Raw genomic sequence first — 14478 nt, forward strand, 5'->3', positions numbered from 1 at the left:
TTAAACACTGGACACACCCCCGTTCTGCAGGTGCCACATATAGGCTTTCACAAACTCCCCATACTTCTTTTTCGTCAGATATACCCTGTCGCCGTTCGTAAGGGTTATGCTCTCGCTGTCATATTCCGTGATACAGTCCATGTTCACGATGTACGCCCGGTGGCAGCGGTAAAATTCATCCCCAAGCTGCCCTTCCAGTTCATCCATCGCCGCATAGATCTCTATGGTCTGCCTTACGGTGTGTATTTCCACCTTCTTCGCCCTGCTCTCGATATACAGGATTTCAGACTGGTCAAGGGTAAGGTTCCGTGACTTGATGAACAGCACACGGCGCTCCTTCTTCTTAGTGGCCTCTCGCACCGCCCTTTCCAGCACCTCCGCAAATTTACCCTCGTCTATCGGCTTTAGCAGGTACTGGAACGCATAGAGGTCAAATGCGTCAAACACATAATCCTTGATGCCCGTAATGAACACCAGCACGGTATCCCCCACGCCAAGATTGGTGTTCTTTTCCCGCAGGCTCCTTGCCGCCTCTATGCCGTTCATGCCCTCCATCTGTATGTCAAGGAAAACGATGTCAAACCGCTTTCCCGATGCGAACAGTTCCTCGCCCGTGGCATAAGCTTCTATGCGGCTCTCCGGCTGCCGTTCCTCCACCAGCCCGCGTATATGCTCCCTGATCGCTTTCTCGTCATCCACAACTGCAATATCCAAAATCCATCACCTCAAATCTATATAGGCATTCACATAAAGATAAGTATCTATCTTTTTATATCGGCAGAAATTTTCCGTTTTTCGGTCGGAAGGAACGAAACGACCACTTTTCGGGAACGAAAGGAAAAGCGTTTTAAAAAATGTAAAAATCAGCTCTAAAGTTTTCTGCCCTTCGTCCGATAGCACCACTCGCATATTACCTCTTATTTCCCCGCTTTCCAAGTAATTTCCGTTATCAGGCCGCCCGGCCTGCCTGCGGAAAAGGCAGACCGCCGCATATGGCGGATGATGGCCATAGTGCGGCGGTTTGTCTTCTGTAGGGCTTTCTGATATATCAGAAAATGCGAAGTACTAAAAATATGAATTGCATTTTGCCAATCAGCTTATGCTTATTTCGCAGGCTTTTCCAGTGACATATCAGTTTCTGCCTTTCTAATTTTTTCTTTTATTCTTTCTGTTATTTCGCCAGAAACCTCAAAGCCATTTGTCACCTCATGCAAAGCCTCTTTCATTTTCTCTTCAAATTTATCCATGACAATCTCCTTTTTCTTTACATAGATCACGCAACCTGATGTTTACAATAAGAGCGAACCGCTAAAAACAGGAATACAGGTATTTCAACTGCGGCTGAAATCAAAATGACATATGGTGTCCAGAAACTTGCCTCTCCAATATGCAGAAAGTTGAAATTATAAAGCTGATACAGGAAATTATTCTGCATACCGATACCCGCGGAAGGCAGAACAGTTGAAATCCACGATGCGCCTGCAAATGCACTATGAGCAAATATAGGCAGAAATAACACCACTATGGAAATCAGCAGTACTGTCAGCGAATCCCTGCATCTGGCAGACAAGAACAGCGTACAGCTAATGGTTGCCAATAATGAAAGAAGTCCTGCAAATACCAGAATAATCTGGAGCTGCCCCAAATTTATATTTGGCAGATTTATAATTGAAAACAGCATTTGAAACGAAGTCTTCAGGCAATCTGTACCAAACGCAAGATTTAAGATTAACAAATGAATTGACATTCCCAAAATGAAAATTATTATGAATATACAGCAGGCTGCCAGAATCCGTGTAACAGCTAATTTCATTCGTCCATATTTCGTACAGCGCAAAATACTGTCACTGCCGGTCTGATATTCATTGGCGAAAATCGGAGCCGCAATAGCAACACAAAGGATTGACAAAACCAAAATATACAATGTTGTATAATCAAATGCGTCCCTGCTCATACCGGGATATAAGTAAAATGGCTGATCTGCATCTGCATACTTGTCTGCCGCAAACTGCCCCGCCGACTCATATTCTTTCTGCTCAAGATCCATGATATCATCCAAATGGGAAACACATTTTTCATAAAAATGCTGTTCCACCCCAACAGGATCGATATCCATCAGGTCTGCGGCAGCGCCAGTTTTCGGGTCAGCAAATGCTTCTGTCAATCCTTTAAGCATAGGACGGATAGCCATAATGTTTTCAATATAAATATCCAGCGGAACGTCATTAAGCGTACCATATTCTTTTACATAGGATTGATATGTCCGCAAGGCTTCCGCCAGCTTCCCAGGAGTAATGTCACCCGCTGTTTTCTCATAGTAATCCCGCTTAAACCGGATTGCTGATAATCCATCTAATTCTATGATTTTCCCATCTTCTCCCAGACGGTTAATTGATTCAAAACTGACTGGCAGATACGCCATCACAACAGACATAAAAAGTGCAGCAGCAAACAATGCCAATGTACGGCGTGACTTTATAATTCGTTTTACTTCTAATCGGAATAAACGCATATCAATTTCTCTCCCCTTCCCGGAGTGCGTTTCCTTCGCACTCCGTATTTTCCTGCGGAAAATACCAAAGATACAAATCCTCAAGCCGAGGCTGTGCAGTAACCGCCCCGGAAATTTCGGGTTTTTCAGATAAATACCGTATAGATACCTGCCCATTATCTTCGCTGCGCTGATTGATGATCCTCAGCCGCATTTCGTAGCCGGCTAAATCCCTTGCTGGTATGGTACAAGTCCATACCTTCCCCTCAATCGCTCTTACCAGCTCATCCGTCCGGCCTATATCCACTATCTTTCCTGCTTTCATAATAGCGTTTCTCGTTGCAATGTACTCAATATCCGAAACGATATGCGTAGAAATTAACACAATCCTATCATGTGAAAATTCTGAAATAAAGTTACGGAATCGTACCCGTTCTCCGGGATCAAGTCCTGCTGTCGGTTCGTCCATCACAAGGACTTTCGGTTCGTTCAGCATTGCCTGTGCAATCCCCACGCGCCGCTTCATACCCCCTGACAGCTTTGCTATCTTTTTCCTTTTTACATCTGAAAGCGTAAGCACCTCCAGAAGATGATTGATTTTATTTTCTGTCTCCCTTGCCGGAACACCTTTCAGGGCAGCTACATATTCCAGATAATCTTTCACTGTAAAATCACGGGAATATCCGAAATCCTGTGGTAAAAAGCCAAATATGTCCCGATAGGTTTCTCCCATTTTACGGATATCGGTGCCATCATAACAGACTGCTCCTCTGGTGGGTGTCATAACGTTTGCAATCATTCGCATAAGGGTAGTTTTCCCTGCGCCGTTAGCGCCAAGCAGCCCCCATACACCCGGTGTCAAAGTAAGGCTGGCATCATCGACGGCCTTTTTATCTTTGAACTGTTTACATAAACGCTCAATTTTCAGTTCCATTGTACCATTCTCTCCTTTCCTAAAGCCTTATGGTCTGCCTGTTTCCAAAGGCTTTTTTCAGGAGCAAATGCCCCTGTCCAGTAACGAGTGTACCAAACAGGGGCATTTCAATCTCAAATTTCAGGCAGGAATAATCCTAAGAATTTCCTAATATTATGAATGTATTTTCCTAAGAAGAGACTGGCAGGGTAATTGTGAAACTGACTGTTTCATTACTGCTCTGTGCTATGATTTCACCGCCATGCAGCCCCACAATCTCTTTCGCAATAGATAATCCAAGCCCCCCTCCTGTATCCGACAGCCTGGCTCCATCTAAACGGCTGAACTTTTCAAAGATGCCTGACAACTGGTCTGGCGGGATTGTCTGCCCATGATTTTTGAAAACGGCTACAACATTTGTGCCTTTTCTCTCTGCCGATATGCTGATTTCTGTGTTAGGATAGCTGTACGCAGCAGCATTCTTCAAAAGGTTATTAAAAACCCTCGCCAGCTTTTCAGGATCGCCTGTTACAATCAGCTCATCCCCAGCAGAAAACAGAACTGTATTTCCCCTTGCTGACAGGGACGGATAAAATTCATCCATGACCTGTGCTAAAAGGGCGTATAAATCAACCCGTGCCTTTTGCAACTGCACTACAGCCGTATGATACCTCGTAATCTCAAACAATTCATTGAGCAGTGTCTCCAGCCGTTCTGCTTTGTCAAGGGCAATGCCCACATATTTTGCTTTTTGGTCTTGCGGCATGTCCGGGGCTTCGTCAAGCAGGCTTAAATATCCAATGACCGCCGTCAAGGGCGTGCGGATATCATGCGCCAGATACATGACCAGCTCATTTTTCTTGTCCTCCGCTTCTTTTACTGCCTGTTTGCCAAGCAGAACTGACATTTTAATCTGGTTCATCTGCTGCTCCACTTCCCTGAGCGGTTCTGACAATTCAACCGCCTGGCTGTTCTGTTCATATACTGTCTGCGTGGCAGTGACCACCTCATCCAGATAGTCCCACGGTTTTCTCCAGTAATGATAAAAAATGCAGGCCAGGCCAGCCACAAGGTAGAAAAAATAAATGATATCCAACCGCAGGTACAACCAACTAAAAACCTGATTCTCAAATCGGGAGAAAAAGTATTCCAGCAGCGGCATCGCAATCAGACCTGAAAGCGTATAAATTAGCATAATAATAAAAAAACGGAACTGCAACTTTTTTCTTATAGGGAAGTCCTGCTTCTTCACAAATACCACCTCCGTCAATTTGATATCAAAAGAACCGATACACCGCCGACCACTACCGCTGTAACAATAGCGGCCACAACCGTAATGACTGTATCTGCCCGCTTTTTACCCCGGAATATTTTTGCAGCTGACCAATAAAGCCCAATCCCTATCATCCCTCCACAGGTATTGGTTATGAGGTCAGTTATGTCTGTCCCGCCAACTGCAAGAATATATTGGAAAATCTCCAGGATAAGGCTTGTTGATAAAATAAGAATGAACTTTCTTTTGAAATTTGATTCATGTCTGAACATACACAAATAGATGCCAAACGGAATAAATATCCCAATATTTTCTAAAACTTCCTTCAAATGAAAATTCATCCCTATTTCATTTTCATAATGGAATGGTATCAGGTTAATGTTCCTGACTGTATCCAAATCATGGATTGATAGCTGCAGCTTGAATAAAATAATCCATACCAGTAAGACCATATAGACAGCAAATAAAAACGGCACAAGGCAGTTTATACCTGCTCTTTTCTTTTTCTTCATAATGCCTCCTTGTCCGGGGATAGGGCGGCTATATTTTATATCCGACACCCCATATTGTCTTTATATACTTTGGCTTTTCTGTCGTGTCTTTCAGTTTTTCCCTTAAATGGCGGATATGCACTGTAATTGTGCTGCTGTTCTTGCTGTAATACTCATCTTTCCATATTCTGTGAAATAATTCCTCAAGAGTCACAACCGCCCCCTGATTCTCCAACAGAATGCGCAGAATGGAAAATTCCGTAGGTGTTAAGGATAAAGGCTCCCCATCCAGCTCACATTCATAAGTTTTTGTGTTAAACATCAGCTTTTTATAAGCAAGAATCGTAACAGGCTCATTTTCTGCTGGCACCGGAGTATACTTATTATACCTTCTTAACTGTGCCTTCACTCTGGCTATCAGTTCAAGGGGTCGAAATGGCTTCGTTACATAATCGTCTGCCCCCAGTGTCAAACCAGTGATCTTATCCGTCTCTTCATCCTTCGCCGTCAGCATTATGATGGGATAGGTATGCTTTTCACGGATTTTCTGGCATAGGGTAAATCCGTTAATATCGGGCAGCATGATATCAAGAATAGCAAGGTCAACCTCTTCTTCTTTAACAAATTCCAATGCCTCTTTTGCAGAATAGTATTTATAAATGGTGTAATTTTCATTTTTCAGGTAAACTTCAAGCAGATCAGCAATATCGTGTTCATCATCAACGATTAAAATTTTTTCAGACATATAAGCCATTCCTTCCCAAAGCCGTAGCTTATTTTTATTACTCTATCACATTTTCCTTTAAAAATCCCAATAAAGCACATGAGATTTCATTAAGATTTTCCTAAGTTCCTAAACACCGTTCAAATTATATATAGGATTTCAAATAATTAGTTTTCTTATTACTTCGGCAGAATACCGTTCCCACTATAGCAATAGCATCTACAGAATTATACCATAGAAATTTTCTATTTTTCATCCGATGGCACGAAACGACTATTTCCCGGAAACGAAAAGCATACCCCAAACAAAAGGAGCCTATACAACTCCTTTTTCCCACTTATCCCATCTCCCTGAACGTGCCAGCCATTCCTCCCACAAGGCTCCACTGGCGTTGCATATAGGATTTCAGATTTATTCCCGCTAAACCAAACGCATCCTCTGAATAATACCATAAAAATTTCCTATTTTTCACCTGGGTTGCACAAAACGACTATTTTTCAGGAGTAGAAAGCAAAAAAAGAGCCATTGAACAGCCCTTTTTTCTTGTTATCATTTATCCATTTTATTTTTACCGTTTTTCTCATATACAAACACGAAAACCCTTTACACTATCACGGAAACCCTTATATTATCACGAAAACTCCCAGCGACTTTCCGTGATAATATGTAAGCGACACAAAATTACCAAAAATACATCACATCACTCATATAAGTGCGCAAACTTCCTCTCCTAACTTTTTTATAAACAAGTACATACAAATTAATCCGACAGGTCATTTTCATTGCAATGAATTGCATGTAAATGACCTGTCGGATTGCGACTGTACAGATGGAAAATTTTTGTGCCACTAAACATCCCATTTTACGAATGAAGTACTTGCCCTACGCCCTTCTACCAGTCAAACGTAACTTGTCCTTCCCCGGTTTCCGGTACGGTATATGTATGATTGCTGCCATCCTCCCAGATCACATTTCCTGATTCGTCTTTCTTGATTGCCTTAAACTCAATTGTTTTTCCAGGTGTAAGATAGGTCATCAGGTTCCATGTCGGATAATTCGGGCATACTGCCGGCCCGACTGCGGCATCAGGATTCCAATTTCCTAATTCCTCACAATTTCCAACGATGTACACATTCTGTCCAAAATTTGTGATGGCATTGTTTACCGTAAAGGTGACAGGTATCAATGCTTCCGCGTTCTCATCCACCTTATAAATCTTTGCATTATTTCCTGAGAGAGAGATGGTGATTTTACGGTCTGAGCTTACTGTAATCTTATCATTCGGGTTCATGACATTTACCAAAGTAGTACCTGGCAGGATACTGCTCTCAGCCCGCAGAGACATTGTAGTACTTTCTGTTCCTTCTGCGTTATGGAATGCGCAGATCAATTCCTGTCCTTCGTTTTCCCCGGAATCCACCCTTCTGGAAAAGGCATATGTATGCATGGATGTCCACATTTCTCTCTGAGTTCCATCTGCAAGCGCTTCATACTGATTCCGCAACTGATTCAGTTCTGCGATCAGCTGATATGTATCTGTAGATGTATCAAAGTAATCATGGATTACATTTCCATCCACATCTTTTGTAACCATTGACCAACGATTCCAGGTATCTGCTATGCCGTTGATCGTCTGTCCGTTCGCATTTCCTCTGTTTTGCTCTGTTCCCTGGAATACAACGGGAATCCCACGTGCGGTAAAAATAAATGTAAGCGCATTATGAAGCTTTGAAGTATCTCCTCCTGCCTCTGTCAGGAAACGGTTTCGGTCATGGTTATCAATGAAGGTTACCATATCATTTACATGTGATCCATACAATTCATCCTGGTCAAATATAGACTGGACGGATATTTCAGAAGTATTATTGAAGTTCTTACCATAAGCAAAGTCATTTACAACTGCCTGGAACAGCGGAAAATCAAGCATCCCTGTTTCTGCATTATCGCCTACCCAGTCTTTTACAAAACTGACATCCATGTCAAAATTTTCTCCAAAGGTTGCCACGCCCAGATACTCCTGCAGTTCATGGATGTCCGACGGCTTCATACATTTTGCCGCATCAACCCTTGCTGCATCTGCGCCGGTATAAGTAAACCATTCTTTTATAGAATCAAATACTGCACGTTTTGCCTCTGGATTATCAAAGTCAATATCATCCAGCCCGCCCAGATCATGGTCCTCCAGCATCTGAGTACTGGAAGCAGTATGAGGATGCTCCAGATCCCAATTGATATCTCCATTGTTATGATACCACTGGATATTGTTAAATGGCGCAACCGGCTGCAGCTGTGTTCCGGCCTTCAATCCGGAAGCATCTGATAAATAATGCGCGTTGTTTCCAGTTCCCTGGAGATAATCCCCCACATGGTTTGGAACAATGTCAAGAATGACTTTAATCCCATTTGCATGGCATACATCTACCAGCTCTTTCAGTTTGGCCTTGCTCTCTTCCGGATCTTCTGAACCGAAATATCGGCTTGCACGGTTTGGATCATATACATTATAGCCGTGATATGCTGTCGGCCACTGTGTACCATTTGCATCCGGGACTCCCCATAACTGCGGGTCTGATACTGGAGAAATCCAGATGGCAGTATATCCCATATCCTTTATATAAGAGATCTTATCAATGATCCCCTGCCAATCGCCGCCGTGCATATATCGAAAGTCATCCTGAGAATTTTCCGCATACCGGAATGCCTCCCCTGCTGCATTATTAGTAGGATCTCCGTCATAAAAACGGTCCACCATGATCTGATAAACGGATTCCCCTCTCAGGCTGTCTGCTGCAGACGAAGTTATGGGCGGAATCGCTGATAAAGAGATTGCCGCAAGTAATAAGGTTGTCCCGACTCTCTTAAATAAATTTTTCCACTTCATACGCTTTTCCCTTTCATGTAAAATTTTCCTTGACCCTTTTCATTGTTTCTATAATAATGCCGGCATTTATGTATTAATAGTAACAATTTTCTCCCGAATTTCCTATTATTTTTATTCATTCTGCTTGATTTTTTCAGGTAAACGTTATACTATTATGGCACATATATTCAGAAGGGATGTGAATCACAATGTCTGTCACGATCAAGGACGTCGCAAAGCAGGCCGGGGTATCGATCGCAACGGTATCCAAAATCATCAACAACAAGCCCTCCATTTCCGAAGCCACAAGACAGCACGTATTCCAGGTCATGAAAGAAATGAACTACCTGCCGAATGCACAGGCCAGCAATTTTGCCAGGAAACGGTCGGACAATATCATCTTTCTTGCCGTTACCAGGAAGCATACGGCTTTTCACGATCCTCATATGTTCGAGATCCTTTGCGGCGCCCAGAAAGAAGTCTGGGAAAAGAGATATCATTTCAGCTTTATCGGCATTCCGGATAAGGAAACCGCGCTGCAGGAAGCAGAACAGATCATCGGAAGGAAAGCCGCGGACGGACTGCTGATCCACGGTTCTGCCACTTCTCGCCCTCTTGCCGACCTGCTGACAGGAACGGAATTTCCTCATGTGATCATCGGACGGCCGCCATTTTCAAACAGTACCTGCTGGATTGACATCAACAACCATGTCTCTGGAGAGATGGCAACCAAATATCTGACCAGCTGCGGCTATTCAAAAATAGCATTTATCGGCGGACAGGAAAGCGACGAAATTTCCAGGCACCGTCTCAAAGGCTATGTGTCTACGATGCGTATTCAGGGGTTTCCTGTCCCGGATTCCTTTATCAAATACGGCACCTACAGTAAGGAAAGCGGATTTGACATGATGGAAGAACTGCTGCGTGGAAGCAGCCTTCCGGATGCCGTGATCTGCGAAGACAACCAGATCGCCATCGGCGCGGCAGACGCGATCACAAAGCACGGCATGACAATTCCTGATGATATCGGAGTCCTCACCTTTGACGACTACCCGTTGTCCCAGCTCATTGATCCTCCCCTTACAGTCGTAGACATTGACGTACATGAAATGGGGAGACAGGCAGCATCCATCTTACTGAAAAAGATCAAAAATCCGGCTCTGCAGGTACAGTCCTTTGCGACCCTTCCCACGCTGATCGTCCGGTCCTCTACCCGCAATGTATAAGTTATTTCCATACTGTTCCTAAGCCCTGGGTATGAATATACGTACATATAACTACAGTCGAGTAGGAGGTCGGTGATTAATTCACCTACCGACCTCTCACACCATATTGCGTGTCCAGATTGATACAATTTTTGCACGGGTTCTATCGTTTTTACATTTACTGCAAATGCCCGAAAATCAACACTTTTCAGAAAGGCAGATGCACCCATGCATGGGCGGCTATCGTTTTATTAGTTGGATTTGCCGCACTTTCGATATTCTATAAAGAAAAAAATAACGATAACCCATTTTTCAGAATTGCTATCGTTATTTTTTGCCCCCTAAAGATTATTGAAATTTTTCTAATATTCTGCAAACAGAAATCATTGTTAGAGTTTATTAAATCTTCATTATTCAAATTAAAAAGTTTCCGTTTACCAGCAATCACAACACGGATAATTTTCTTCAGCTATAATAAACACATATCAGAGAATAGGCTTCGAAACTTCCTCGAATCTTAGAACTAACAGATCAGCAGTTCCTTCCCGTCCTTTGATTTGATTGTTGTACCGTTTGTTCCCACATAGGCAGTTGTATTGTCATTAAGGTGCTGTATCGTTCCTGTCATTGGTCAAATTCCATACCGACCTTCACCTCCTTCCAGATAATCTATGAATCCATCGCACGGAAGTGGCAAAATTAGACACAGAAAGATAGGAGGGGGGGGAGAAATATACATAATTTATCTATGGCGCTTAAGAATCTGAAAAATAATTTTTCGTTTTACGCCCTCTATCTATTATCCGTTTCATTTGTGATCACTATCTTTTTTACATTCACTTCGTTCTCTATGAATGCGGTCATGCTTGAAAAAATATCAAATGACGGACGGGTTGAAACGATGTGCAACACGATTTCCGTATTCCTCATGGCTTTTGCTGTTTTCTACATGTCATATTCAAACCGCTTCTTTTTACGCCGCCGTATGCCTGCATCGGAAGAAATGCCGCACAGGGAAACACCCCATACGGCGAGTAAAGATCATTTTCCGAACAGATCGCTGTGCGACCCGGTCCGGGACAGGGTCAACACCAGAACATCATCCTCAATGCGGTAGATAAGCAGCCATTATGCCGATTTTTGTTGACTGCTGACAATTACCGTTTTATTCGGGAACTGTCAGCAGATTTCATTTTCAAAATATCGGCATTTATTTTAATCCGCTAAGTTTTTTAATCATTTCATCATCGTCATATTTGAATGTTACGTCACCTTTGAATACCGAGGATTCGTGCGCCTTTAACTTCTCAGATGCTTTTCTTTTCATCTCGATGCTAGCCTGCGCATAGATCAGAGTTGTTTCCATGTTTGAATGTCCAAGCCATTCCGAGACAATAGGAAGCGGCACCCCTGCCATATACAAATGCATTGCCCGTGTATGACGAAATAAATGTGGATGGAGATGCATGATATCTTCCTGAATCTTTCGGGCTGATGCTTCGTAGGAACTCAGGAACCTCTGTACATTATCTGGTGACATCTTAGTAACAATGCCATTTCTTTTTGTGTAGAATAACAAGTGTTGTTGTGCAGTGCTTTTATCGGGATGAAATATACTACAATAAGAATAAAATAGTTTCGTTACTTCGTTTGATATTGGAGTAACCCGGTATTTTCTTCCTTTGCCTAATATATGTAATTCCGCTGAACCGTCAGTGTTGACTATAAAGTCTTTTACCTGTAAATCAAGGACTTCCTGATTGCGGCATCCACTATCATATAAAAGTGCCATATAGAACTTATCTCTTATCCCTGTTTTCTTCGATATGTCTGGCTGTTCCAAAATCAACTTCATGGTTCCTGCCGTCAGGTATGTTACTTCATGCTTACGAAGATCACTTAGCTTTTTAATCCCTGCGATATCATCTATATCCGAATGCAAAATCAATCCATTTTTGCTCAGGTACTTGCAGAAGGAGCGGATATTACTCAGACGTACATTAACAGTAGTTACCTCATTTTTTCGTTCTTTGCTTAACCATTCCATAAATAACAGGATATTTTCTTGGCAGAAATCAGTAGCTTTTATTTCAGATAAATCTTTTACAACAGTGTCAATCAGGAAATCAAGATAAAGGTTCAGGCTGAATCTATGGGCCTCCACTGTATTGCTGCTCCGATTTTTAATCTGAGGTAGATAAATAGTAAGATATTTTTTAATACAGGAAAACAATTCTGGATCTTTAAGCCTCTTCATCTGCAGCCCTCCCATAAATACAATCAAACTGATGCCAGTCAATGGAAACGGAACGGATCAACCGCTCCGGTAGCAGATGGATATAGTATAAAGTATCCTGAAAGTGCGAATGCCCCATATATGTGCTTAAATATGGAATCAATGACATGACATCTTGTCCGTTGTCGATCCAACGCATTAGGTTCCTTGTCGCAAAGGCATGCCGGAGATCATATGGGCGGGGATTTCCATGATGTGATATTTTGCAGTTGTTCCAGCACTTATGGAATTGGCTGTCCAGCCAATAGGTTGGGAGAGGATTCCCGTCCCATTTTTGGAAGAACCATTTTCGATGTCCAACAAGAACATCATAGCGTATGCATAACTGTCTCATATCTTCTGACATGATAATGTGCCGGTCTTTGCTTCCTTTGGACTGCCGTATATATACACTTCCTGTTGAAAGATCAACATCTTTCGTCTCAAGACGAAGGGGTTCTCCCGGTCTCATACCACAACAATAAACCATACGGAAAAGAACGGGGAGTATCAGTTCCTTCTTCCACTCTTTTGGGATTGGGCGTACAGAATCTACAGCCCGAAAGAATGCCGCCAGTTCTTCGTCTGTAAAAATATAGGGGATAAAGTATTCATGACGTACAGTGTAATCCTCATTGGGAACAAAAGATTCCTTCCCAAGAAAGCGTATGAATTTTGTATACTGCCGCAGGCAGGATATAAATACCCCCTGACTGTTAATGCTTTTATATGGATGGTACACCAGCCAGGCTTCAACCATTTCCCTAGTTAAACAATGTTCGTCTGGAAACTTGTCGCCGCAAAATCTGATGAAAGGAAGTAATGCAGATCTGTAACCTGATTCTACATATCCGACAGATACACGGAAACGCTGCATGGCATCAAAAGCTTCCATCAATTCTTTCTGAAAACCACTCATTTACTCTCGCCCCCTTTCTTGTCTACGATGGAATAAGAGAAAGGGATGGCAGAATAATGCTGGCTTGTAACCGGTACATCTGAAAAATCAAGCGCACAGCACAAAATACTCTCCTGATTATAGGAAAGATACGGCTTATCTTTATTAATATTTTTATGCCCTAACATCTGCGATATCGTTGGCAGTGGAACACCAGCTGCTGACATTTCTGTAGCATATGTCCTGCGAATGCTATGAAAGCTCCGTCCTGCTTTTTTCTCAATCCCCGCACTGCGGCAGTACTTTTCAAACTGACTTTTTATTGCGGACGAACACTGAAATGACCGGTAGGGTGCCCGAATTGTCAGGAAGATTTCCTGTACATTGCAATCCGGACGTACATGTAGGATATACTCTGCTACTGCATTCATAACCATTCCACTTAGTGGGAGGACAAGAGGCGTCCCGTTCTTGCTCTGGATAATGCTTATTTCGTGCTTTTTCCAATCAATATCCTGAAGCTTAAGTTTTCGGAGGTCAATAGCACGCAGACCGGTTTCAAAAGCAAGCAGGATAATGGCTCTGTCTCGCATACCGGTTGCTGTGGACAGATCGATTGCAGATATGATACGATTCATTTCATCATGGGAAAACGGAGCGATTATTTTTGTCGCAGCCTGCTTGACTTTTAGCATGGAAATGTCCATATATAGCGGTGTAATACCCTGATCTTTTAAAAAATCAAAAACCAGTTTCAAGGCACGAAATATCCTTCCCATGCTTCCACGGTTGCTCTCAGATACTTCTTCCAAAAAATCCAAGAATATATTGTCGGTAATGCTTTCGATGCTTAATCCCCAGCTTTCCACGAAACAAAAGAAATGCCGTAGTGGTGGATCAAGTACGTATCTGGAGCTGGGAGAAAGATGATTTTCATCTAAAATCTGCAAGATTATTTTCTGATGCGGTTCATTTGGAGAGTAAACTCTGGTTCTCGATACTTTCTTAGTGTCTGCCCAGCCCCTCTCCGCATGCTCACCCAGCAGCCGAATCACCCGTTTTTTGAAAACGGCATACCCCCTGGAAATATCTCCATTTTTTAACGCGCTCTCTATGTCAGAATGATACTGATTTAAAAAAGAATACAAGGAATTCTCTTTTTCAAAACATCCGGCTTCACAGAAATCTAATATCGAATTACACACGATCTGATAATTCAGAATGGTTTCCTTATGTGTCCCCTGTTCTTTCAACTGCTGTATCAAGCCGTCAATAGCTTGATTTAATTGTCGCTTCATGGCATATCCTCCTATTATGATTTGGTGATTTAATCATAATAGGAAATGCC

Annotated in this window: 12 protein-coding genes and 1 pseudogene; 1 reads left to right on the forward strand and 12 read right to left on the reverse strand. The window is 42.6% G+C overall.

Going from position 1 to position 14478, the window contains the following annotated elements:
• From EBB54_RS00485 to EBB54_RS00515, 8 genes are all read right to left on the reverse strand, one after another.
• Positions 1-714 (reverse strand): LytR/AlgR family response regulator transcription factor, encoded by a 714-nt coding sequence (locus EBB54_RS00485; RefSeq protein ID WP_125125915.1) that lies wholly within the window; start codon positions 712-714, stop codon positions 1-3.
• 389 nt (positions 715-1103) lie between these two features.
• Positions 1104-1247: a hypothetical protein gene (locus EBB54_RS29990; RefSeq protein WP_154677758.1), complete on the reverse strand. Its 144-nt coding sequence runs from the start codon at positions 1245-1247 to the stop codon at positions 1104-1106.
• A 26-nt stretch (positions 1248-1273) separates the two neighbouring features.
• Entirely contained in the window at positions 1274-2512 is a 1239-nt protein-coding gene (locus EBB54_RS00490) for an ABC transporter permease subunit (RefSeq protein WP_125125916.1), read from the reverse strand.
• Position 2513: 1 nt separating this feature from the next.
• Positions 2514-3425, reverse strand: coding sequence for an ABC transporter ATP-binding protein (locus EBB54_RS00495; protein ID WP_125125917.1), 912 nt, complete (start codon positions 3423-3425; stop codon positions 2514-2516).
• 169 nt (positions 3426-3594) lie between these two features.
• A complete protein-coding gene (locus EBB54_RS00500) occupies positions 3595-4599 on the reverse strand; it encodes a sensor histidine kinase (protein ID WP_125125948.1) in 1005 nt (334 codons plus the stop codon).
• Positions 4600-4670: 71 nt separating this feature from the next.
• Positions 4671-5189, reverse strand: a complete 519-nt coding sequence (locus EBB54_RS00505; protein WP_125125918.1) for a VanZ family protein — start codon at positions 5187-5189, stop codon at positions 4671-4673.
• A 28-nt stretch (positions 5190-5217) separates the two neighbouring features.
• On the reverse strand, positions 5218-5913 hold the full coding sequence (gene vanR, locus EBB54_RS00510) for a VanR-ABDEGLN family response regulator transcription factor (RefSeq protein WP_125125919.1): 696 nt from the start codon (positions 5911-5913) through the stop codon (positions 5218-5220).
• An 871-nt stretch (positions 5914-6784) separates the two neighbouring features.
• A complete protein-coding gene (locus tag EBB54_RS00515; RefSeq protein ID WP_125125920.1) occupies positions 6785-8773 on the reverse strand; it encodes an alpha-amylase family glycosyl hydrolase in 1989 nt (662 codons plus the stop codon).
• A gap of 188 nt (positions 8774-8961) precedes the next feature.
• Between EBB54_RS00515 and EBB54_RS00520 the strand changes: the two genes are divergently transcribed.
• A complete protein-coding gene (locus EBB54_RS00520; protein ID WP_125125921.1) occupies positions 8962-9978 on the forward strand; it encodes a LacI family DNA-binding transcriptional regulator in 1017 nt (338 codons plus the stop codon).
• A 1020-nt stretch (positions 9979-10998) separates the two neighbouring features.
• On the opposite strand, the pseudogene EBB54_RS00530 reads toward EBB54_RS00520, so the two are convergent.
• From EBB54_RS00530 to EBB54_RS00545, 4 genes and pseudogenes are all read right to left on the reverse strand, one after another.
• Positions 10999-11085: pseudogene (locus EBB54_RS00530) on the reverse strand (type II toxin-antitoxin system YafQ family toxin); the annotation flags it as partial.
• A gap of 82 nt (positions 11086-11167) precedes the next feature.
• A complete protein-coding gene (locus tag EBB54_RS00535; protein WP_162307041.1) occupies positions 11168-12214 on the reverse strand; it encodes a tyrosine-type recombinase/integrase in 1047 nt (348 codons plus the stop codon).
• A complete protein-coding gene (locus EBB54_RS00540) occupies positions 12201-13151 on the reverse strand; it encodes a tyrosine-type recombinase/integrase (protein WP_125125923.1) in 951 nt (316 codons plus the stop codon). The genes EBB54_RS00535 and EBB54_RS00540 overlap by 14 nt, the downstream gene beginning before the upstream one ends.
• A complete protein-coding gene (locus tag EBB54_RS00545; RefSeq protein ID WP_125125924.1) occupies positions 13148-14428 on the reverse strand; it encodes a site-specific integrase in 1281 nt (426 codons plus the stop codon). Before EBB54_RS00545 ends, EBB54_RS00540 begins: the two co-directional genes overlap by 4 nt.
• Positions 14429-14478: the final 50 nt, after the last annotated feature.

It is taken from the genome of Schaedlerella arabinosiphila, assembly GCF_003885045.1.
GTDB lineage: Bacteria > Bacillota > Clostridia > Lachnospirales > Lachnospiraceae > Schaedlerella > Schaedlerella arabinosiphila.